The organism is Streptococcus sp. CF7_Ac1-12, assembly GCF_024295905.1.
GTDB lineage: Bacteria > Bacillota > Bacilli > Lactobacillales > Streptococcaceae > Streptococcus > Streptococcus mitis_AP.
Map to the genome: position 1 here is coordinate 1 of NZ_JANCPG010000015.1, position 21,734 is coordinate 21,734.

A 21,734-nucleotide genomic window follows, 5' to 3' on the forward strand; every position below is an offset into this window, starting at 1 on the left:
CATGGCGGTGTAGCTCAGCTGGCTAGAGCGTCCGGTTCATACCCGGGAGGTCGGGGGTTCGATCCCCTTCGCCGCTATAATGATCTTGTTGGACCTTTAGCTCAGCTGGTTAGAGCTCTCGGCTCATAACCGAGTGGTCGTAGGTTCAAGTCCTACAAGGTCCATTTGAATAGTATGGAGGATTACCCAAGTCCGGCTGAAGGGAACGGTCTTGAAAACCGTCAGGCGTGTAAAAGCGTGCGTGGGTTCGAATCCCACATCCTCCTTTTGTATTAACGCGGGATGGAGCAGCTCGGTAGCTCGTCGGGCTCATAACCCGAAGGTCGTAGGTTCAAATCCTGCTCCCGCAATAAGGCTCGGTAGCTCAGTTGGTAGAGCAATGGATTGAAGCTCCATGTGTCGGCGGTTCGATTCCGTCTCGCGCCATTTTATTAATAGTATGTATGCGGGTGTAGTTTAGTGGTAAAACTACAGCCTTCCAAGCTGTTGTCGCGAGTTCGATTCTCGTCACCCGCTTTGAACTTTGTTCAATTACCAAGTTTTTAACTTGGGCGCGTAGCTCAGGTGGTTAGAGCGCACGCCTGATAAGCGTGAGGTCGGTGGTTCGAGTCCACTCGTGCCCATTAATAGGAGAATTACTCAAGAGGCTGAAGAGGACGGTTTGCTAAATCGTTAGGTCGGGTAACTGGCGCAAGGGTTCGAATCCCTTATTCTCCGTTTTATTGAGAGTTTATAACTCTTTTTTTGTTTTTTTAAGAATAGAGAATAAAAACTTCAGATTTGTAAAACTTAATTGGATTACTTATCTGAAGTTTTTTGCGCTCTTTGTCAACTGTAGTGGGCTGCAGAAAAGCTAAAATCTTTATATATTGTCGATTTTATGGTTGTGCTAGTTTATTATTACTTCCAACTCTTGAGTGAAATTTCTCCGCTATTGAGCCAGATTTCTTTTCCGTTATCACATTGAACTAAAAGTTTGCCATTTTCTGAGATATCTTTAGCAAGCCCCTTGTAGTCTTTTTGATCTAGTGTGAAAGTCACTTCTTTTCCTAGAACGAAGGACTGTTTTTTGTATAGGTATAATAGCTCTTCTGCTGGTGTTTCGAAGAAAGCACGCCAGATTTCGATAATTAATTCATTTCTGGTAATAGGTGCTGGAGCTTTGAATAAACTAGCAGCTTTTTCTTTTAATTCTTGAGGAAAGTCTTTAATAGTAAAGTTGATTCCTACTCCAATATTGATATCTGTGACTAAGCCAGTTTCTACAGAGGTCATTGCTTCAGTAAGGATTCCTCCAATTTTATGATTGTTTAGGTAGATATCATTGACCCATTTTATGTCGACATCTATTAATGTTAGGTTCTTAATGGCTTTGTAGATAGCTCCTGCTACAAGTAGTGTGTAGGATGGTAATTGCTCATAGGGAAGATTTGGTTTAAGATGGAGTGTCATATAAATGCCACCTTGGGGTGAGTAGAAAGAACGTTGAAAACGGCCTCGCCCTGCTGTTTGATAGGAAGCTAGATAGAGGGTGTTTGCTTTATTTCCTAAATCAATTGCTTCTTTTGCATCGAGTTGTGTTGATCTTGTTTCGTGTTTAAAACTGACTTTAATTGGAAGGTTTTCTTCTAGAAGTTCTGGAAGAATAAGGTCTCCATTCACCAGTTTATAGCCTTTGTTTTTGATACTATCAATTTCAATGCCTTCTTGTTCTAGACGCTTGATGGCTTTCCAAATTGACGTTCGGCTTAGAGATAGTTCTTCTGCGATTTTTTCTCCGCTGATATAGTCGGTTTCTTTAGCTAGAATCTGGTAGACAGCTTGGTAGGATTTCATAGTGTTTCCTTTCTTTAGGAGTAGTATGTGATTTGAATCTAGTTTGGCTAGTTGCTTAATTACTACTATTTTAACATATACCTAGTCTTTACGGTATGATTTTCTTATAGTAAATGTAGTCATTAAGTTTGAGTTTTGAAATATCAGTATTTTTGCTCCCTTTTTTACCTAGTAAACGTTTCCTTTGTTTTCAAATTGCTAAAAAAGTGGTACAATAAAGGGTAGCTTACTATTATCTGAATCAGTTGATTTGGAGAGAAAGGATTCATTTTGAAATCAATAGGCTTTATTGAAAAGCTGAAAGGGTTGTCTAGTAAAGAGCTGATTTTATTGGGAATTATCCTGAGTATCTTTTTACCCTTTTATCTTTTTGTAGTTGTATTCTGTTTATATATTATCAGTTTGATTTTTACAGGAGACATGAAAAATATTCTTCAGAAAATGGGGGAGCATCCGATGCTGCTTCTTTTTCTTGGCTATAGTACTGTTATATCCGTTTTTGCACAAAATTGGATGGGAGTTGTGGCTTCGGTAGGAATTTTTCTTTTTACTATTTTCTTTTTGCACTATCAGTCGATTTTATCACATAAATTCTTTCGCTTGATTTTGCAGCTCGTCTTGTTTGGTAGCGTCTTGTCAGCTGCTTTTGCGAGTTTAGAACATTTCCAAATTGTGAAGAAATTTAACTATGCTTTTCTTTCACCCAATATGCAGGTTTGGCATCAGAATCGTGCAGAAGTGACCTTCTTTAATCCTAATTATTATGGAATTATTTGTTGTTTCTGTATCATGATTGCTTTCTATCTGTTTACAACGACCAAGTTGAATTGGTTGAAAGTATTTTGTGTGATTGCAGGCTTTGTGAATCTCTTTGGTTTGAACTTTACGCAAAATCGAACTGCCTTTCCTGCTATTATCGCTGGAGCCATTATTTATCTCTTTACGACCATTAAAAACTGGAAGGCCTTTTGGCTTAGTATTGGGGTCTTTGCGATTGGCTTGAGTTTCCTCTTTTCCAGTGATTTGGGAGTTCGGATGGGGACTTTAGACTCTTCTATGGAAGAACGCATTTCTATCTGGGATGCTGGGATGGCCTTATTTAAGCAAAATCCTTTCTGGGGTGAAGGGCCATTGACCTATATGCACTCTTATCCTCGGATAAATGCTCCTTATCATGAACATGCTCACAGTCTATATATCGATACGATTCTGAGTTACGGAATTGTGGGGACTATTTTATTAGTTTTGTCTTCTGTTGCTCCTGTTCGATTGATGATGGATATGAGTCAGGAGTCGGGGAAACGTCCGATTATCGGTCTTTATCTGTCTTTCCTTACAGTGGTTGCTGTACATGGAATTTTTGACTTGGCCCTCTTCTGGATTCAGTCAGGTTTCATTTTCTTACTAGTTATGTGCAGTATTCCGTTGGAGCATCGAACTTTGGTATCGGACATGACGGATTAAGTTTATAAGATTAAAATCTTCTATCTTGGGTAGGAGATTTTTTTACTGGGAAAAATTATTTCCAAATCGAAATAGTTGACAGTTAGAACGATGAGTGTTACAATTGTTTTATTCTTTTCGATATCGAAATAAATTGGAGGTGTTATGAAGGATAGTCATTTGCTAGCCCATCATATTCGTTTGTTGAATGGGCGGATTTTTCAAAAGTTACTGAGCCAAGACCCTGAAGCTCTTTATCGGAGTGAGCAGGGCAAGATTTTAGCGGTTTTATGGAATAGTGAAACCGGCTGCGCAACTGCGACAGATATTGCTCTGGAAACTGGGCTTGCTAACAATACACTGACGACGATGATTAAAAAACTAGAGGAACAAAATCTTGTAGCTATTAGTCCATGTGGAGAAGATAAGCGTAAGAAGTATTTAGTTTTAACAGAGTTGGGGCAGTCACAGAAAGAAGTGGGGCATCGTATCAGTCAGAAATTGGATACGATCTTTTACAAAGGATTTTCAGAGGAAGAAATTCGTCAGTTTGAAGCCTTTCAAGAAAGGATTTTGGCAAATCTGAAAGAGAAGGAAAATGAGGTTTAAAATAGAGCAAATTAGCTGTTTATAAGTAAAGGCCACTTTCGACTTTGTTTTCCAACTCTTAGGACAAGGGAACTATGTGGTTAGCTATGGTCAGACTCAGATTGATGGAGTTGCCTATGCCCAGTACGATATCTTCCGTCTAGAAAACGGGAAAATTGTGGAACATTGGGATAATAAGGAAGTCATGCCTAAGGTAGAAGACTTGACCAATAGAGGGAAGTTTTAAATTGAGGATACAGAATGATTGAATACAAAAATGTGGCGCTACGCTACACAGAAAAAGATGTCTTAAGAGATGTAAATTTACGGATTGAGAATGGGGAGTTTATGGTTTTAGTTGGTCCATCTGGCTCAGGTAAGACAACCATGATTAAGATGGTCAATCGCCTCTTGGAACCAACTGATGGAAATATTTATATGGATGGCAAGCGCATCAAAGATTATGATGAGCGTGAACTTCGTCTTTCTACTGGTTATGTTTTACAGGCTATTGCTCTATTTCCTAATCTAACGGTCGCGGAAAATATTGCCCTGATTCCTGAGATGAAGGGATGGACTAAGGAAGAAATTGCTCAGAAAACTGAAGAGCTTTTGGCTAAGGTTGGTTTACCAGGAGCCGAGTATGGGCATCGTTTGCCTAGTGAATTATCTGGTGGAGAACAGCAACGGGTCGGTATTGTTCGTGCTATGATTGGTCAGCCTAAGATTCTCCTCATGGATGAGCCTTTTTCAGCCTTGGATGCAATTTCGAGGAAACAGTTGCAGGTTTTGACTAAGGAATTGCATAAAGAGTTTGGGATGACAACGATTTTTGTGACCCATGATACGGATGAAGCTTTGAAATTGGCGGACCGTATTGCTGTCTTGCAGGATGGAGAGATTCGTCAGGTGGCGAATCCTGAGACGATTTTAAAAGCGCCTGCAACAGACTTTGTAGCAGAATTGTTTGGAGGTAGTGTTCATGACTAATTTAATTGCAACTTTTCAGGATCGTTTTAGTGATTGGTTGACAGCTCTATCTCAACATTTGCAGTTGTCACTTTTGACCCTGTTACTAGCTATTTTTATCGCGATTCCTTTGGCTGTTTATCTTCGCTATCATGAGAAGTTGGCGGATTGGGTCTTACAGATTGCAGGGATTTTCCAGACCATCCCGTCTCTGGCCTTGTTGGGACTCTTTATCCCCTTGATGGGAATTGGAACCTTGCCGGCTTTGACAGCGTTAGTGATTTATGCGATCTTTCCGATTTTACAAAATACCATCACTGGACTCAAGGGAATTGATCCAAGTCTACAAGAGGCTGGGATTGCCTTTGGGATGACCAGGTGGGAGCGTCTCAAGAAGTTTGAAATTCCACTTGCTATGCCTGTTATGATGTCTGGGATTCGCACAGCGGCCGTCTTGATTATCGGTACGGCAACCTTGGCTGCCTTGATTGGTGCAGGGGGACTGGGTTCCTTTATCCTTTTGGGAATTGACCGTAATAATGCCAGTCTGATTTTGATTGGGGCCCTTTCTTCTGCAGTGCTTGCCATTGCCTTTAACTTCCTACTAAAAGTGATGGAAAAGGCAAAATTACGGACGATTTTTTCTGGTTTTGCCTTGGTGACAATATTGCTTGGTTTGTCTTATAGTCCAGCCCTCTTGGCTCAAAAAGAGAAGGAAAATTTGGTTATTGCTGGAAAATTGGGACCGGAACCAGAAATTTTGGCCAATATGTATAAACTCCTTATTGAAGAAAATACCAGCATGACTGCGACTGTTAAACCAAATTTTGGGAAAACAAGCTTTCTCTATGAAGCTCTGAAAAAAGGTGATATTGATATTTATCCTGAATTTACAGGTACGGTGACTGAAAGCTTGCTTCAGCCATCACCTAAAGTGAGTCATGAGCCAGAGCAGGTTTATCAGGTAGCGCGTGATGGTATTGCCAAACAGGATCGTCTAGCCTATCTCAAACCTATGTCTTATCAAAATACCTACGCTGTGGCTGTTCCGAAAAAGATTGCTCAAGAATATGGCTTGAAGACCATTTCGGACTTGAAAAAAGTAGAAGGACAGTTGAAAGCTGGCTTTACTCTCGAATTTAATGACCGTGAAGATGGCAATAAGGGCTTACAATCAATGTATGGTCTCAATCTCAATGTAGCTACGATGGAACCAGCCCTTCGCTATCAGGCTATTCAGTCAGGTGATATTCAAATCACGGACGCCTATTCGACTGATGCGGAATTGGCGCGTTATGATTTGCAGGTCTTGGAAGATGACAAGCAACTCTTCCCACCTTATCAAGGAGCTCCACTGATGAAAGAAGCTCTTCTCAAGAAACATCCAGAGTTGGAAACAGTTCTCAATAAATTGGCTGGTAAAATTACTGAAAGCCAGATGAGCCAGCTTAACTATCAAGTCGGTGTTGAAGGCAAGTCAGCAGAACAAGTAGCCAAAGAGTTTCTACAAGAACAAGGTTTGTTGAAGAAATAGTTTGAAAATGTCAAACTCAACTTTGTTAAACGACCATATAGAAAACTGCTCAGACAATGTTGTCTGGGCTTTTTTGATTGTTGAAAAGATAAAAACTCAGTAGCCTAGAAATAAGGCAACTGAGCTCTACTCTGTATTCAATTTTTAGGAATGAGAAGGTCTAGATAAAACTGGACAACTTCCTGGTATGTAAAGTCTTGTCCTTTTTTGAGCCACCAGGTCAATGTCTCGATAAAGTTGGACACGACCAAGTGTTGGAGGTAAGAAGTAGGCAGATTAGTGTGGGCTTCTTTTAACTCATCAGCCAACATGGGATAGACATGGTGTTCTAGCTCTTTATGGAGTTGACGGAGGAAGTAGTCATTTTTGGAAAATAGCAGACTGGTAACATGGTCCTGGTTTTTCTGAAAATGTAAAAAGATATGTGCGAGGTAGTCCTCGGTAGTAAAGTGTCCTTCCCTTTCAAAGAGATGATGAAAGAGGTAGCGACAGAGCTCATCTAAAAGGAGTTCCTTGCTTTCATAGTGACAGTAAAAAGTAGAACGCCCAACATCTGCTAGGTCAATGATATCCTGAACAGTAGTGGCATCATAGCCTTTGTCGTTCAAAAGTTGTAAAAAAGCTTGATAGATGGCTTTTTTCGTCTTGCTGACTCGACGGTCTCTTTTTGGCATGTAGACACTTGAGACAAACTGTTCAGAACTGAACATGGCTGACAGTTTGCTTCTATCCTTTCTTTGAATTTTATTAGATAATACAAATGAAAGAAGTATGTATATACCCATTATACCAAAGGAGGGAGAGAAATGAGTTCTAAAACATCTATCTGGTTAGCTTTTTTCTTAAATTTAAGCTATGCGATTGTTGAGTTTATCGCAGGAGGAATCTTTGGTTCGAGTGCAGTTCTTGCTGATTCTATCCATGACTTGGGAGATGCTATAGCAATCGGCATATCGGCCTTTTTAGAAACAATCTCAAATAGAGAAGAAGATAGGCAATACACCTTGGGTTACAAGCGATTTAGTCTTTTAGGGGCCCTAGTGACTGCTGTGATTCTTATCACAGGATCCATTCTAGTGATCTTGGAAAATATAACTAAACTTTTGAATCCACAGCCCGTTAATGACGAAGGCGTCCTCTGGCTAGGAATCATTGCAGTCAGTATCAATGTGCTAGCTAGTCTAGTAGTTCGTAAGGGAAAGACAAAGAACGAGTCAATTCTGAGCCTGCACTTTTTGGAAGATACTCTAGGTTGGTTGGCTGTCATTCTAATGGCGATTATCCTCCGATTTACAGATTGGTATATCCTTGATCCGCTCTTATCGCTTGTCATTTCCATCTTCATTCTAACAAAAGCTATTCCTCGATTTTGGAGCGCACTCAAGATTTTCCTGGATGCTGTGCCAGAAGGACTAGAGACAGGTGATTTGGAGAAGGATTTGGAGGCTCTGACCAATGTCAAAAGTGTCAATCAACTTAGCATTTGGTCCATGGATGGTCTAGAAAATAATGCTATTATCCATATCTGTTTAGAGGATTGGGAGGAGATGACGGAAACAAAGAATCAAGTACGTCAGCTCTTAGAAGAAAGAGGTGTGCAGAATATTACTATCGAAGTGGACACCAGTCAAAGCAATCATGCGCAACATAAGCGAAAGGTAACAGCCTTAGGGCAATCCCATGGGCATCAACACTAGAAAAGAGGCTGGGGAAAAGTCTTTAAAAGTGAAAAGCGCATAGTGTCAGGCATTAAAAAAACTTGATACTATGCGTTTTATTGTGGGGACATTTACTTCATTTTATCTTGAAATTTAGTTTTTGCCTAGATTCTAATATCTTAATCATTCCTTGTACTCTCTCTCAATGTCAGTCTGGTTCCCAGCATGGTCAGGCTAGGGATTTTGCGACCGTGGAGTACTTCCTTATTAAGAATATCCATACCTGCTCGGCCCATTTCCTCGGTATAAACGGTGATGCTAGAGAGAGGAGGATAAACCTGCTTGGTCAAGCTAGTGTCATTAAAAGAAATGAGGCTGACGCGGTCTGGCAGGCTGATTCCAGCTTCTTGGAGGGCACGGAGAGCACCGATGGCTAAACTATCACTGGCAGCAAAAAAAGCTGGCGGGAGTTGGTCTCCCAAGCTCTGAATGGCTTCCTTCATCAAGTCATAACCAGACTGGGCAGTAAAGCTTCCTTGAAAGACCAGTTCATCATGATAGATTCCTTTTGTTTGACTGTAGTTTCTGAAGTTTTCTAGACGCTTATCCTGAATGATTTCTTCTTGGTCAGTTGTTTCCTCAAGCCCTGTTAGAATCCCGATACTGTCCATTCCTTGGCTGAGGAAATAATCGACAACTTGTTTCATGGCAGTGTAAAAATCCGTGATAATACAAGTATGTCCTAGTGAAAGTGTATCGCTGTCTAGAAAGACAAGAGGCTTTTGGTATTCTTCAAAGGCAGTAATCTGTGCTCGGCTAAACTTTCCGATGCAGAGAATCCCAATCACTTCCTCGCTTAGGGTAAAAGGATGGTCATTGAAATAGCGCAAGATATCATAGTCCAACTCTTGGGCTCTTTTTTCTATTCCTAGGCGAATCTGGTAGTAGTAGAGGTCGTCTAGCTCTCCTTGTTCACTGACCCATTGGATAATGGCAATCTTTTGCTTGGGTTTGTGGGACTCTCCTGTCTTGAGGTGCTTGGTGTAACCCAGCTCTTCAGCAACGGTTAAAATACGGTGTCTGGTTTCTTCTGTAACAGATAGGCTCTGGTCGCGGTTGAGAACGCGGGATACGGTCGCGATAGAGACAGAGGCTAGCTGTGCAATGTCTTTTAAGGTAGCCATAAATCCTCCTTCTTTTAAGTTAGTATATCATATTTTTCTACCTTTTACCGATAGTTTAGTAAAATTTTAGTAAAAAGGATTGACCTTGGAAAATCCCTTGGATACAATAGAAGAAAACGATTACACGTTAAGACGACTTAACGGACAGTAAAAGGAGAAATCATATGACACAACATCTTACTGCTGAAGCACTTCGTAAAGACTTTCTTGCTGTTTTTGGTCAAGAAGCAGACCAAACCTTCTTTTCACCAGGTCGTATCAATTTGATTGGTGAACACACGGACTACAACGGTGGACATGTTTTCCCAGCAGCTATTTCCTTGGGAACTTATGGGGCGGCTCGCAAGCGTGACGACCAAGTCTTGCGTTTCTACTCAGCTAATTTTGAGGACAAGGGCATTATCGAAGTGCCTCTCGCTGACCTCAAGTTTGAAAAAGAGCACAATTGGACCAATTATCCAAAAGGAGTTCTTCATTTCTTGCAAGAAGCTGGCCATGTGATTGACAAAGGTTTTGATTTTTATGTTTATGGGAATATCCCAAATGGTGCTGGTTTGTCTTCTTCAGCATCATTGGAACTCTTGACAGGAGTCGTGGCAGAGCATCTCTTTGATTTAAAATTAGAGCGTCTCGATTTGGTTAAAATCGGTAAACAAACAGAAAACAACTTTATCGGCGTAAATTCTGGTATCATGGATCAGTTTGCTATCGGTATGGGGGCTGACCAACGTGCTATTTACCTAGATACTAATACTCTAGAATACGACTTGGTGCCACTTGATTTGAAGGACAATGTCGTTGTTATCATGAACACCAACAAACGCCGTGAATTGGCGGACTCTAAATACAATGAACGCCGTGCTGAGTGTGAAAAAGCAGTAGAAGAATTGCAAGCAGCCTTAGATATTCAGACCTTGGGTGAATTGGATGAGTGGGCCTTTGACCAATATAGCTATCTGATTAAAGATGAAAATCGTTTGAAACGTGCTCGCCATGCTGTGCTTGAAAACCAACGTACCCTCAAAGCTCAAGTAGCCCTTCAAGCAGGTGATTTGGAAACATTTGGTCGCTTGATGAATGCTTCTCACGTTTCCCTAGAGCATGACTATGAAGTAACTGGTTTGGAATTGGATACTCTTGTTCATACAGCTTGGGCACAAGAAGGAGTTCTCGGTGCACGTATGACAGGGGCTGGTTTTGGCGGATGTGCCATTGCCTTGGTGCAAAAAGATGCTGTTGATGCCTTTAAGGAAGCTGTAGGCAAACACTACGAGGAAGTAGTTGGATACGCTCCAAGCTTCTATATCGCTGAAGTTGCAGGTGGCACTCGCGTCCTTGACTAGTCAAAAGGAGGCTCTATAGTGACCTTAGTAGATAAATTTGTAACATATGTCATTTCTGAAAGTTCATTTGAGGAAATGGATCGAATCTACCTGACCAATCGTGTCTTGGCACGAGTGGGAGATGGTGTTTTGGAAGTTGAGACAAATCTGGATAAAGTGATTGACCTCAAGGACCAGCTGGTTGAGGAAGCCGTTCGATTAGAGACGATTGAGGATAGTCAGACTGCGCGTGAAATCCTTGGTGCTGAACTGATGGACTTGGTGACCCCTTGTCCCAGTCAGGTCAATCGTGATTTCTGGGCAACCTATGCCCACTCTCCTGAGCAGGCGATAGAGGATTTTTACCAACTCAGTCAGAAAAATGACTACATCAAGCTCAAGGCCATTGCTAAAAATATCGCTTATCGTGTTCCATCTGACTACGGGGAGCTTGAAATTACCATCAATCTCTCTAAGCCTGAAAAAGATCCCAAAGAGATTGCAGCAGCCAAGTTGGTGCAAGCCAGCAATTATCCTCAGTGTCAGCTGTGTCTAGAGAATGAGGGCTACCATGGTCGGGTCAACCACCCAGCTCGCAGCAATCACCGTATTATCCGCTTTGAAATGGCGGGTCAGGAGTGGGGCTTCCAGTATTCGCCTTATGCCTACTTTAATGAGCACTGTATTTTCTTAGATGGTCAGCATCGTCCCATGGCCATTAGTCGTCAGAGCTTTGAACGTCTGTTGGCTATCGTAGAGCAGTTTCCAGGATATTTTGCAGGCTCTAATGCCGATCTGCCGATTGTGGGTGGCTCTATTCTGACTCATGACCACTATCAGGGAGGCCGTCACGTATTTCCTATGGAATTGGCTCCTTTGCAAAAGACTTTCTCTTTTACTGGTTTTGAGCAGGTCAAGGCTGGGATTGTCAAGTGGCCCATGTCTGTCCTACGTTTGACTTCGGATTCTAAAGAGGCTTTGGTTAACTTGGCTGATAAGATTTTGCAAGAATGGCGCCAGTATTCAGATCCTGTAGTGCAGATTTTGGCAGAGACAGACGGGACACCGCATCATACCATCACCCCAATTGCACGTAAGCGTGATGGCCAGTTTGAGTTGGACTTGGTCTTGCGAGACAATCAGACATCGTCAGAGCATCCTGATGGCATCTATCATCCCCACAAGGATGTCCAACATATCAAGAAGGAAAATATCGGCTTGATTGAGGTCATGGGCTTGGCTATTTTGCCACCTCGTTTGAAGGCAGAAGTGGAGCAAGTTGCCAGCTACCTCGTGGGAGAAGAGGAGACAGTTGCCGACTATCATCAGGAATGGGCAGACCAACTTAGAGCCCAATATCCAGACCTAACAGATAAAGAAAAAGCCCTTGAAATTGTCAAGGACTCTGTTGGTGCTATCTTTGTGCGTGTACTTGAGGATGCAGGAGTCTACAAGCAGACGGAACAAGGACAGGCAGCCTTTATGCGCTTTGTGGAGCAGGTTGGAATTTTGCCAGACTAGGAGCTTTCTCCTTGCACAGTCCTATAAAAAGTAGTATCATAGTGTCGTTTGAAATATCAGGAGGAAACGATGAAAGATTTTCATTTTGACGCTATATCTGCCTTTGAAAATTACGAAATTGAACAAATGAGAGATGGTCACGTTGTGGTGACGACAAAAGTAGTGGATTCGTCGCTCAACTACTATGGCAATGCCCATGGTGGCTATCTCTTTACCCTTTGCGACCAGATTAGTGGTTTGGTAGTCATTTCGCTAGGACTAGATGGAGTGACGCTCCAATCCTCTATCAACTACCTCAAAGCAGGAAAACTCGACGATGTGCTGACTATTAAAGGAGAATGTGTCCATCAAGGTCGCACAACCTGTGTGGTGGATGTTGATATCACCAATCAAGAAGGCAGAAATGTCTGCAAGGCAACCTTTACCATGTTTGTCACAGGCCAACGGTCAGAAGAAAGACAGATACGAATATAGATAACTAAAAAAGAGGCTCGCACCTCTTTTTCTTATTTCTTTTTATGATTTAATACTGCATTGAGGACAATGGCAAGGAGGCTGGCTACGACGATTCCGTTTGAGAAGAACATCTGGAAGGCTGTCGGCATGCTGACAAAGAGATTACTGTTGTTGAGTCCGACACCTGCAGCGATGGAGACTGCTGAGATAAGGAAGTTATGTTCATTGTTAGCAAAGTCAACACGGGCGAGGATTTGCATCCCTTGGATGGATACAAAACCAAACATCACCAGCATGGCACCACCGAGGACAGGACTTGGAATGATTTGGGCAAGGGCGCCAAACTTAGGAAGGAGTCCAAGGAGAACCAGGAAACCAGCTGCGTAGTAGATTGGCAGGCGCGTCTTGATACCTGATAGTTTAACCAAACCAACGTTTTGTGAAAATCCTGTGTAAGGGAAGGTGTTAAAGATTCCTCCGAGAAGTACGGCCAAACCTTCTGCACGGTAACCGTTGCGCAGGCGCGTGCTGTCGATTGGATCCTTTGTGATATCAGACAAGGCTAGGTAAACACCGGTTGACTCAACCATAGACACCGTTGCGATGATACACATCATGACAATAGATGAGATTTCAAAGGTTGGCATTCCAAAGTAGAGTGGAGTTGGGACATGGACAAGCGGTGCTGCCGCGACAGGAGAGAAGTCAACTAAGCCCATGCTAGCCGCAATAGCAGTTCCAACAACCAGACCAATCAAAATAGAGATAGACTTGATAAATCCTTTGGTAAAGATGTTAATCAAGAGGATAATCAGAACAGTGATAGCTGCAAGCAAGAGACTTTGACTAGTTGGCTCTGGAACATTATTTCCCATATTTCCAATAGCGACAGGAATCAAGGTTAAACCAATCGTAGTAATAACAGATCCTGTTACGATAGATGGGAAGAGATTGGCTACTTTTGAGAAGATGCCTGAAACAAGAACCACGTAAATCCCTGATGCGATAAGGGCACCAAACATAGCCCCACTACCATGACTTTGTCCAATCAAAATCAGGGGAGCGACTGATTGGAAGGCAACTCCGAGAACGACTGGGAGTCCAATACCAAAGTATTTGTTGAGTTGGAGTTGGAGGAAGGTTGCCACCCCACACATGAAGATATCTGTGGAAATCAGGTAGGTCAACTGCTCAGTTGAATAGCCAAGGGCTGTCGCAATCATGATGGGAACCAGGATGGATCCAGAGTACATGGCTAGTAAGTGCTGCAAGCCGAGAACGGCTGCTTGTGAGTGTTTTTCTTGAGTTTGCATTAGAGATCTGCCTCCTTAAATACGACCTGACCATTTTCAAAACGATCCAAGCGAGCAAGTGATAGAACAGGGTAGCCTGCTTTTTCAAGCAAATCACGGCCATCTTGGAAAGATTTTTCAATCACGATACCGATAGCTTCGACTGTGGCTCCGGCCTGTTCGATGATTTGAATCAAGCCTTTGGCAGCTTGGCCATTAGCAAGGAAATCGTCGATAATCAATACCTTGTCCTCTGGTGAGAGGAATTTTCCAGCGATAGAAACGGTGCTGGTCACTTGCTTGGTAAAGGAGTAAACTTCGGCAGTTAAGATACCTTCGTTCATAGTGATGTTTTTAGCTTTTTTAGCGAAAATCATGGGAACGTTTAAGGCTTCAGCTGTAAAAAGGGCTGGGGCAATACCCGACGCTTCAATGGTCACGACTTTGGTAATACCAGCAGAAGCAAATTTTTCCGCAAAAACCTTACCAATCTCTCGCATCAAGCTAAAGTCAACTTGGTGGGTTAAAAAGGAATCCACCTTGAGGATGTTATCACCCAAGATATGCCCATCCTTGAGGATGCGCTCTTCTAATAATTTCATAAGACCTCCTAAAGTCTAAAAGCTAATCCATTTGCTTGTTTCAGATTTCTACCCAGTAAAACGGATAGAAAAAGGACCTACTTAATCTCTAAGTAAGTCCCCAAAATAGGCATGGCAAAAACGACCATACCTCACTTCTGACTTACTTATTGTTAGGTGTTCCGGCACCTTGTAGAAACGTCGTGCCAATTCACGACATAAACAAGTAAAGCGATATTCAATTTTAAATAGGTTTGAGCCAATGTTCTTATTTTACACCAAAAAACTTTAAAAATCAAATATTTTGTCAGTATTTAGATATAAAAAACGAACAAATGTAAGAAAATGGACAAAAATCCATCATTGGCTAACATTTAGAAGGTTTTTCCATCATAAAAGGGCATATTATTAGGTTTTTAAACACCTGACAATATGCTTTTTTCTAACTTTAAAGACTTTTCCCAATCTTTATTATTCTACTCGCTAAATCTTAAAAAATAGCCATCTGGATCCAAAACTGCAAATTCATGGGGATATATAAAGCTATCTCCTACTCGAAATTCTCTTTTTGTCAGGGGACGATGGATAGGGTAGTCAGCTTCCAGCAGTTTTTGGTGGAGCTGAGGAACATCTGCAATGCCAAAGGAAATATTGACACCGCGCCCGAAAGGATAGGTCAGCTGAGCTAATTCTTCTGCGTTGCCTTCTTCTAACATGAGCTGGCAGTCTTCAAGTGAGAGGAAGAGAAATTTCTCCTCGGGGCGCTCGTATTCGATGGTAAAACCTAGTAAATCGCAGTAGAAGTGGCGCGACTGTTCGAGGTCAGATACCACAAATTCGGGAATGACAGGCTGATAGTCCATTCGTTTTCTCCTTAGAGTTCAATCTCCATGACAATGGGTGTGTGGTCTTGGCGCGCACCGGAGTCAATCATATCAGACTTGGTCACCTTGTCAGCCACGCGGTTACTTGTGAGCCAGTAGTCGATTCTCCAGCCTGTATTGTTGATTTTAGAAGTCTTGCTGCGTTGTGCCCACCAAGTGTAACGTTCAGGGACATCGCCGTGAATATGACGGAAGGTGTCTGTAAATCCAGTTGCCAAGAGGTTGGTAAAGCCAGCACGTTCCTCGTCTGTAAACCCTGGTGAACGGCGGTTGCTGGCAGGATTTGCAAGGTCAATTTCATTGTGGGCTACGTTGTAGTCACCGGTCGCAAGGACTGGTTTTTCTTTGTCTAGTTGAGCCAAGTACTCAGCATATTTGACATCCCAGATTTGGCGTTCTTCCAAGCGTTTGAGTCCATCACCAGCATTTGGTGTGTAAACTTGGGTCACGAAAAATTCATCAAATTCCAAGGTGATGATGCGACCTTCCAAGTCCATGGTAGAAGGAGCACCGATTTCTGGGAAAGTGACAGTGGGTGTGAGTTCTTTCTTATAAAGGAACATGGTTCCAGCATAGCCTTTACGGGCAGGCTCTTGGGAAGAGCGCCACGTGTTTTCGTAGCCTGGGAAGAGTTCTTCTAAAATTTCCAAATGTTTCTTTGTAGGACCCTTGGCAGAAAGCTTGGTTTCTTGGATAGCGATAATATCAGCATTTTCTGCCACAAGGGTTTGTAGGACTTCTTGGGACAATTTGGCACGAGCTGAGTCACTAGTTAGGGCTGCGTTAAGGGAATCAATATTCCATGAGATAAGTTTCATAAAGTTACCTTTTTCATTCAGATTATAGATTTTATTATACCAAAAAAAGGTCTATTTCCCCAACGTATGGCTTGAAAAATCACTCTCTTTCGTTTATAATGAAGAATGATTTTATGAAAGGGAGTGAAAATAAATGAAATTTTACTCATATGACTATGTACTTAGCCAAATCAGTCAGCAAAATGGCATCATGATTGGCTTTGGGATTGTGCTCCTAGCTATCACAGGATTTTTTGCTTTTAAGGCTTATCGAGATAAAAAGGGGACTAAGTTTCGGGAATTGGTCATGATTTTGGCCTTGACCTTGGTAGCCATGCTTTTGGTGACAATTTCAAAATACCAGACCAATCAAGCCTCTAACAATCAATTTCAAACTTCACTTCATTTTATAGAGGTTGTTTCCAAAGACTTGGGGGTGGATAAATCAGAAGTTTACGTTAATACTTCAGCTGCCACTGATGGAGCGCTTGTCAAGGTAGGTCCAAATTTCTACCGCGCCATGAACGGGAGCCAACCAGACAAGTATCTTTTAGAGAAATTAGAATTGAATCAAACAGACGCTATTGAATTGGTGGAGGTAAACAAATGACACTCAACTATATGGAAATTTTAATCAAACTGGCCTTGGGTCTATTCTCGCTGGTTTTCGTGATCAATGTGACAGGAAAAGGAAACCTAGCACCTAACTCTGCGACAGACCAAATTCAAAACTATGTTCTCGGTGGTATCATCGGTGGGGTAATTTACAATAGTTCAATCAGTATTCTCCAGTATGCAGTGATTTTGATGATGTGGACGATTTTGGTCTTGACCCTCAAATGGCTCAATAACAATGTTCGTTTTGTCAAACGCTTGATTGATGGTAAACCGACTCTGCTCATCAAAAATGGGCAGATTGACCCAGAAGCCTGTCGTTCAGTTGGTTTGTCTGCGGCAGATGTTGCTCTCAAACTTCGTAGCCAAGGGATTTTCCAGATGAAGCAAGTTAAACGAGCTGTGCAGGAGCAAAATGGCCAACTCATCGTGGTCCAAATGGGAGATGAAAATCCTAAGTATCCAGTTGTGACTGACGGTGTGATCCAAGTAGATGTTTTGGAATCGATTGGTCGTAGCGAAGAGTGGTTGCTTGATAACCTCAGCAAACAAGGGCATGACAATGTAGCCAATATCTTTATCGCTGAGTATGACAAGGGTGTCGTCTCAGTCGTAACCTATGAATAAGAAAAACCTGGGGTCTTGGCCTCAGGTTTCAATTTGCAATCAGAAAGGGATTTTATGTCCATTATTCAAAAACTTTGGTGGTTTTTCAAGTTAGAAAAACGCCGTTATCTAGTCGGGATTGTGGCCCTGGTCTTGGTTTCCGTCCTCAACCTCATTCCCCCCATGGTTATGGGGCGGGTCATTGATGCTATCACATCGGGGCAATTAACCCAGCAGGACCTCCTTCTTGACCTATTTTATTTGCTTCTTGCTGCCTTTGGGATGTATTATCTGCGCTATGTTTGGCGCATGTATATCCTCGGGACTTCCTACCGTTTGGGGCAGATTATGCGTTCTCGCTTGTTTGAGCATTTCACAAAAATGTCTCCAGCCTTTTATCAGACCTATCGGACAGGGGACCTGATGGCGCATGCCACCAACGATATCAATGCCTTAACTCGTCTGGCGGGTGGAGGAGTCATGTCTGCGGTGGATGCTTCAATCACAGCTTTAGTGACCTTGCTAACCATGCTTTTTAGCATCTCATGGCAAATGACCCTAGTTGCCATTTTACCCTTACCTTTCATGGCTTATGCGACCAGTCGTTTGGGAAGAAAGACTCACAAGGCCTTTGGTGAATCACAGGCTGCCTTTTCTGAACTCAATAACAAGGTGCAGGAGTCCGTATCAGGTATCAAAGTGACCAAGTCTTTCGGTTATCAGGCGGACGAGTTGGAGTCCTTTCAGGCAGTCAATGAATTGACCTTCCAAAAGAACCTCCAAACCATGAAATACGATAGTCTCTTTGACCCTATGGTTCTCTTGTTTGTTGGTTCATCCTATGTTTTAACGCTTTTGGTAGGCTCCTTGATGGTTCAGGAGGGGCAGATTACGGTTGGTAATCTAGTTACCTTCATCAGCTACTTGGATATGTTGGTCTGGCCTCTTATGGCCATCGGTTTCCTCTTTAATATTACCCAGCGAGGGAAGGTTTCTTACCAACGGATTGAGGAACTTTTGTCTCAGGAATCACCTGTACAAGACCCAGAGTTTCCATTAGATGGTATTGAAAATGGATGCTTGGAGTACGCCATTGACAGCTTTGCCTTTGAAGATGATGAAACATTGACGGATATTCACTTTAGTTTGGAAAAAGGGCAAACATTGGGTTTGGTCGGACAGACAGGCTCTGGGAAAACGTCCTTGATCAAGCTCCTCTTGCGTGAATACGATGTGGACAAGGGAGCCATTTATCTAAATGGTCACGATATAAGGGATTATCGTCTGACAGACCTTCGTAGTCTTATGGGCTATGTTCCTCAGGACCAGTTTCTCTTTGCGACCTCTATCTTAGACAATATCCGCTTTGGAAATCCGAACTTGCCCCTTTCAGCGGTTGAGGAAGCGACTAAGCTAGCCCAAGTTTACCAAGATATTGTAGCTATGCCCCAAGGATTTAATACGCTGATTGGTGAAAAGGGTGTCAGTCTTTCTGGTGGTCAAAAGCAACGTCTGGCTATGAGTCGAGCTATGATTTTAGACCCAGATATTTTGATTTTAGATGATTCCTTATCGGCCGTGGATGCCAAGACAGAGTATGCAATTATCGACAATCTCAAGGAAACACGTCAGGACAAGACAACCATTATCACAGCGCATCGCCTCAGTGCGGTTGTCCATGCAGATCTGATCTTGGTTCTGCAAAATGGTCAAATTATCGAACGGGGTACACACGATGACCTGCTAGCCTTGGATGGCTGGTATGCCCAAACCTATCAGTCTCAGCAGTTGGAAATGAAAGGAGAAGAAGATGCAGAATAAACAAGAACAATGGGCTGTATTGAAGCGCTTGATGTCCTATCTCAAGCCCTATGGACTCCTGACCTTTTTGGCACTAAGCTTTCTACTAGCGACTACGGTCATTAAAAGTGTCATTCCCCTTGTGGCCTCCCACTTTATCGACCAGTATCTCAGCAATCTCAACCAACTCGCTGTGACCGTTTTGCTGGCCTACTATGGCCTTTATATCCTACAAACTCTGGTCCAGTATGTCGGCAATCTTCTCTTTGCGCGCGTGTCTTACAGTATTGTTAGGGATATTCGTCGCGATGCCTTTGCCAATATGGAGAAGCTGGGCATGTCTTACTTTGACAAGACGCCATCAGGCTCTATCGTCTCGCGTTTGACAAATGACACCGAGACTATCAGTGATATGTTTTCGGGGATTTTATCTAGCTTTATTTCAGCAGTTTTTATCTTTCTGACAACTCTTTATACCATGTTGGTATTGGATTTTCGTTTGACAGCATTAGTCTTGCTCTTTCTCCCCTTGATTTTCATTTTGGTCAATCTCTATCGGAAAAAATCAGTGAAAATCATTGAGAAAACCAGAAGTCTCTTGTCAGATATCAATAGCAAGCTGGCTGAAAATATCGAAGGAATCAGGATTATCCAGGCCTTTAATCAAGAGAAGCGCCTGCAGGCAGAATTTGATGAAATCAACCAAGAACACTTGATCTACGCCAACCGTTCTGTAGCCTTGGATGCCCTCTTTTTGCGCCCTGCCATGAGTTTGTTGAAACTCCTAGGATATGCAGTTTTAATGGCCTATTTTGGCTACCGTGGATTTTATTTGGGAATAACAGCAGGGACCATGTATGCCTTTATCCAGTATATCAATCGTCTCTTTGATCCCCTGATTGAAGTGACGCAAAATTTTTCGACCCTTCAAACTTCCATGGTGTCTGCAGGTCGTGTATTTGCCTTGATTGACGAGAGGACCTATGAGCCTCTTCAAGAAAATGGACAGGCCGAGATCAAAGAAGGCAATATCCGTTTTGAACATGTATGTTTCTCTTATGATGGAAAACATCCGATTCTGGATGACATTTCTTTTTCTGTTAACAAGGGTGAAACCATTGCTTTTGTGGGGCATACAGGTTCAGGGAAATCTTCGATTATCAATGTCCTCATGCGTTTTTATGAATTTCAGTCAGGGCGAGTTCTATTGGATGATGTGGATATCAGGAACTACAGTCAGGAAGAGTTGAGAAAAAACATCGGTCTGGTCTTGCAGGATCCCTTCCTCTATCATGGAACCATCAAGTCCAATATCGCCATGTACCAAGAAATCAGTGATGAGCAGGTAAAGGACGCAGCTAGCTTCGTGGATGCAGATTCCTTTATTCAAGAACTTCCTCAGGGATATGATGCACCTGTTTCCGAGCGTGGTTCGAGCTTCTCTACTGGTCAGCGTCAGCTTCTTGCCTTTGCTAGAACAGTCGCCAGTCAGCCTAAAATCTTGATTTTGGATGAAGCGACAGCTAATATTGACTCTGAAACAGAAAGTCTGGTTCAAGCTTCTCTGGCTAAGATGAGACAGGGGCGGACGACCATTGCTATCGCTCACCGCCTTTCTACCATCCAGGATGCCAACTGTATATACGTTTTGGATAAGGGGCGAATTATCGAGAGTGGAACCCATGAGGAACTCTTGGCTCTAGGAGGAACCTATCACAAGATGTATAGTTTGCAGGCGGGTGCTATGTCCTAATACTCTTTGAAAGTCTATTCAAGCTATGTCAGCTTTATCTGCAACCTAAAAGCTGTACTTTTATTTTCATTGAGTGTAAGAATGAAATCCTTCAAATTACAGATTTCTTTCACCGCCTTTTCCATTTTGTGGTATAATGAAAAATGTTGACAAATAGTATAGTAAAAACAAAGGAGAAACAGCATGCTGAAATGGGAAGACTTGCCCGTGGAAATGAAATCAAGCGAGGTTGAGTCTTACTACCAGCTTGTCTCTAAAAGGAAGGGTTCGCTAATTTTCAAGCGTTGCTTGGACTGGGTTCTAGCCTTGGTCGTACTGGTTTTGACCTCTCCAATCTTCCTCATCTTGAGTATTTGGATCAAGTTGGATAGCAAGGGGCCAGTCATTTACAAGCAAGAGCGCGTGACCCAGTATAACCGTCGGTTCAAGATTTGGAAGTTCCGTACCATGGTAACGGATGCAGACAAAAAAGGAAGTTTGGTGACTTCTGCTAATGATAGTCGCATTACCAAGGTTGGCAATTTTATCCGCCGTGTGCGTTTGGACGAACTGCCTCAACTGGTCAATGTTCTTAAAGGCGAAATGTCCTTTGTAGGTACACGACCTGAAGTGCCACGCTACACAGAGCAGTATAGCCCTGAAATGATGGCGACCTTGCTCTTGCCAGCAGGGATTACCTCTCCAGCTAGCATCAACTACAAGGATGAGGACACTATCATCAGTCAAATGACGGAGAAAGGTCTGTCGGTTGACCAAGCCTATGTCGAACACGTCCTTCCTGAAAAGATGCGCTATAACCTCGCCTATCTCCGAGAGTTTAGTTTCCTTGGAGACATTAAAATCATGTTTCAAACCGTGTTTGAAGTGATAAAATAAAGTAGTCATGAGAAAATGA

20 protein-coding genes, 8 tRNA genes, 1 pseudogene and 1 riboswitch are annotated in these 21,734 nt (G+C 42.5%); of the genes and pseudogenes, 22 read left to right on the forward strand and 7 right to left on the reverse strand.

Annotated elements, in window-relative coordinates; all coding sequences use genetic code 11:
• Window positions 1-3: 3 nt before the first annotated feature.
• The 8 genes from NMM17_RS07680 to NMM17_RS07715 all read left to right on the forward strand — a co-directional run bounded on the left by NMM17_RS07680 (window position 4) and on the right by NMM17_RS07715 (window position 717).
• A tRNA-Met gene (locus tag NMM17_RS07680) sits at window positions 4-77 on the forward strand.
• Between the two features lie 13 nt (window positions 78-90).
• A tRNA-Ile gene (locus tag NMM17_RS07685) sits at window positions 91-164 on the forward strand.
• Between the two features lie 12 nt (window positions 165-176).
• Window positions 177-266, forward strand: a tRNA-Ser gene (locus tag NMM17_RS07690).
• Window positions 267-276: 10 nt separating this feature from the next.
• Window positions 277-350, forward strand: a tRNA-Met gene (locus NMM17_RS07695).
• Between the two features lie 3 nt (window positions 351-353).
• A tRNA-Phe gene (locus NMM17_RS07700) sits at window positions 354-426 on the forward strand.
• A gap of 19 nt (window positions 427-445) precedes the next feature.
• Window positions 446-516, forward strand: a tRNA-Gly gene (locus NMM17_RS07705).
• 33 nt (window positions 517-549) lie between these two features.
• A tRNA-Ile gene (locus tag NMM17_RS07710) sits at window positions 550-623 on the forward strand.
• 6 nt (window positions 624-629) lie between these two features.
• A tRNA-Ser gene (locus NMM17_RS07715) sits at window positions 630-717 on the forward strand.
• 183 nt (window positions 718-900) lie between these two features.
• On the opposite strand, the gene birA is transcribed toward NMM17_RS07715, so the two are convergent.
• The gene (gene birA / locus NMM17_RS07720; protein WP_254754183.1) at window positions 901-1,836 is read right to left on the reverse strand and encodes a bifunctional biotin--[acetyl-CoA-carboxylase] ligase/biotin operon repressor BirA; all 936 of its coding nucleotides are present in this window, start codon (window positions 1,834-1,836) and stop codon (window positions 901-903) included.
• 270 nt (window positions 1,837-2,106) lie between these two features.
• On the opposite strand from birA, the gene NMM17_RS07725 reads away from it, so the two are divergent.
• The 5 genes and pseudogenes from NMM17_RS07725 (at window position 2,107) to NMM17_RS07745 (ending at window position 6,370) form a co-directional block, all read left to right on the forward strand.
• Window positions 2,107-3,300 carry an O-antigen ligase gene (locus NMM17_RS07725; protein ID WP_254754184.1) on the forward strand — a complete coding sequence of 398 codons (1,194 nt, stop codon included), beginning with the start codon at window positions 2,107-2,109 and terminating at the stop codon, window positions 3,298-3,300.
• A 144-nt stretch (window positions 3,301-3,444) separates the two neighbouring features.
• On the forward strand, window positions 3,445-3,888 hold the full coding sequence (locus NMM17_RS07730; RefSeq protein WP_000655208.1) for a MarR family winged helix-turn-helix transcriptional regulator: 444 nt from the start codon (window positions 3,445-3,447) through the stop codon (window positions 3,886-3,888).
• A 34-nt stretch (window positions 3,889-3,922) separates the two neighbouring features.
• Window positions 3,923-4,114: pseudogene (locus tag NMM17_RS07735) on the forward strand (polyketide cyclase); the annotation flags it as partial.
• A 14-nt stretch (window positions 4,115-4,128) separates the two neighbouring features.
• On the forward strand, window positions 4,129-4,857 hold the full coding sequence (locus NMM17_RS07740) for an ABC transporter ATP-binding protein (protein ID WP_254754185.1): 729 nt from the start codon (window positions 4,129-4,131) through the stop codon (window positions 4,855-4,857).
• Window positions 4,850-6,370, forward strand: coding sequence for an ABC transporter permease/substrate-binding protein (locus tag NMM17_RS07745; RefSeq protein WP_084927236.1), 1,521 nt, complete (start codon window positions 4,850-4,852; stop codon window positions 6,368-6,370). The genes NMM17_RS07740 and NMM17_RS07745 overlap by 8 nt, the downstream gene beginning before the upstream one ends.
• Before the next feature lie 137 nt (window positions 6,371-6,507).
• On the opposite strand, the gene NMM17_RS07750 is transcribed toward NMM17_RS07745, so the two are convergent.
• Window positions 6,508-7,044: a TetR/AcrR family transcriptional regulator gene (locus NMM17_RS07750; RefSeq protein ID WP_004235331.1), complete on the reverse strand. Its 537-nt coding sequence runs from the start codon at window positions 7,042-7,044 to the stop codon at window positions 6,508-6,510.
• A gap of 132 nt (window positions 7,045-7,176) precedes the next feature.
• On the opposite strand from NMM17_RS07750, the gene NMM17_RS07755 reads away from it, so the two are divergent.
• Entirely contained in the window at window positions 7,177-8,067 is an 891-nt protein-coding gene (locus NMM17_RS07755; protein WP_254754186.1) for a cation diffusion facilitator family transporter, read from the forward strand.
• A gap of 140 nt (window positions 8,068-8,207) precedes the next feature.
• Here NMM17_RS07755 and galR read toward each other — a convergent pair whose 3' ends face one another.
• Window positions 8,208-9,212 (reverse strand): DNA-binding transcriptional regulator GalR, encoded by a 1,005-nt coding sequence (gene galR, locus NMM17_RS07760; protein ID WP_254754187.1) that lies wholly within the window; start codon window positions 9,210-9,212, stop codon window positions 8,208-8,210.
• 164 nt (window positions 9,213-9,376) lie between these two features.
• Between galR and NMM17_RS07765 the strand changes: the two genes are divergently transcribed.
• The 3 genes from NMM17_RS07765 (at window position 9,377) to NMM17_RS07775 (ending at window position 12,529) form a co-directional block, all read left to right on the forward strand.
• A complete protein-coding gene (locus NMM17_RS07765) occupies window positions 9,377-10,555 on the forward strand; it encodes a galactokinase (RefSeq protein ID WP_254754188.1) in 1,179 nt (392 codons plus the stop codon).
• An 18-nt stretch (window positions 10,556-10,573) separates the two neighbouring features.
• The gene (locus tag NMM17_RS07770) at window positions 10,574-12,055 is read left to right on the forward strand and encodes a UDP-glucose--hexose-1-phosphate uridylyltransferase (protein WP_254754189.1); all 1,482 of its coding nucleotides are present in this window, start codon (window positions 10,574-10,576) and stop codon (window positions 12,053-12,055) included.
• 69 nt (window positions 12,056-12,124) lie between these two features.
• Window positions 12,125-12,529 (forward strand): PaaI family thioesterase, encoded by a 405-nt coding sequence (locus tag NMM17_RS07775; protein WP_254754190.1) that lies wholly within the window; start codon window positions 12,125-12,127, stop codon window positions 12,527-12,529.
• Window positions 12,530-12,561: 32 nt separating this feature from the next.
• On the opposite strand, the gene NMM17_RS07780 is transcribed toward NMM17_RS07775, so the two are convergent.
• From NMM17_RS07780 to NMM17_RS07795, 4 genes are all read right to left on the reverse strand, one after another.
• Entirely contained in the window at window positions 12,562-13,824 is a 1,263-nt protein-coding gene (locus NMM17_RS07780) for a nucleobase:cation symporter-2 family protein (protein ID WP_254754191.1), read from the reverse strand.
• On the reverse strand, window positions 13,824-14,405 hold the full coding sequence (locus NMM17_RS07785; RefSeq protein WP_138704692.1) for a xanthine phosphoribosyltransferase: 582 nt from the start codon (window positions 14,403-14,405) through the stop codon (window positions 13,824-13,826). The genes NMM17_RS07780 and NMM17_RS07785 overlap by 1 nt, the downstream gene beginning before the upstream one ends.
• A gap of 129 nt (window positions 14,406-14,534) precedes the next feature.
• Window positions 14,535-14,630: riboswitch (purine riboswitch) on the reverse strand.
• A gap of 230 nt (window positions 14,631-14,860) precedes the next feature.
• Window positions 14,861-15,247, reverse strand: coding sequence for a VOC family protein (locus NMM17_RS07790; RefSeq protein WP_254754192.1), 387 nt, complete (start codon window positions 15,245-15,247; stop codon window positions 14,861-14,863).
• Window positions 15,248-15,258: 11 nt separating this feature from the next.
• Window positions 15,259-16,086 (reverse strand): exodeoxyribonuclease III, encoded by an 828-nt coding sequence (locus NMM17_RS07795; RefSeq protein WP_254754193.1) that lies wholly within the window; start codon window positions 16,084-16,086, stop codon window positions 15,259-15,261.
• A 133-nt stretch (window positions 16,087-16,219) separates the two neighbouring features.
• On the opposite strand from NMM17_RS07795, the gene NMM17_RS07800 reads away from it, so the two are divergent.
• From NMM17_RS07800 to NMM17_RS07820, 5 genes are all read left to right on the forward strand, one after another.
• Complete coding sequence (locus NMM17_RS07800; protein WP_000675332.1) at window positions 16,220-16,675, forward strand: DUF3290 family protein; 456 nt, start codon at window positions 16,220-16,222, stop codon at window positions 16,673-16,675.
• Entirely contained in the window at window positions 16,672-17,307 is a 636-nt protein-coding gene (locus NMM17_RS07805; protein WP_254754194.1) for a DUF421 domain-containing protein, read from the forward strand. The genes NMM17_RS07800 and NMM17_RS07805 overlap by 4 nt, the downstream gene beginning before the upstream one ends.
• A 54-nt stretch (window positions 17,308-17,361) precedes the next feature.
• Window positions 17,362-19,107 (forward strand): ABC transporter ATP-binding protein, encoded by a 1,746-nt coding sequence (locus NMM17_RS07810; RefSeq protein ID WP_254754195.1) that lies wholly within the window; start codon window positions 17,362-17,364, stop codon window positions 19,105-19,107.
• Window positions 19,097-20,839 (forward strand): ABC transporter ATP-binding protein, encoded by a 1,743-nt coding sequence (locus NMM17_RS07815; RefSeq protein WP_254754196.1) that lies wholly within the window; start codon window positions 19,097-19,099, stop codon window positions 20,837-20,839. The genes NMM17_RS07810 and NMM17_RS07815 overlap by 11 nt, the downstream gene beginning before the upstream one ends.
• 183 nt (window positions 20,840-21,022) lie before the next feature.
• Window positions 21,023-21,715 (forward strand): sugar transferase, encoded by a 693-nt coding sequence (locus tag NMM17_RS07820; RefSeq protein WP_254754197.1) that lies wholly within the window; start codon window positions 21,023-21,025, stop codon window positions 21,713-21,715.
• The last annotated feature ends 19 nt before the right edge of the window (window positions 21,716-21,734 follow it).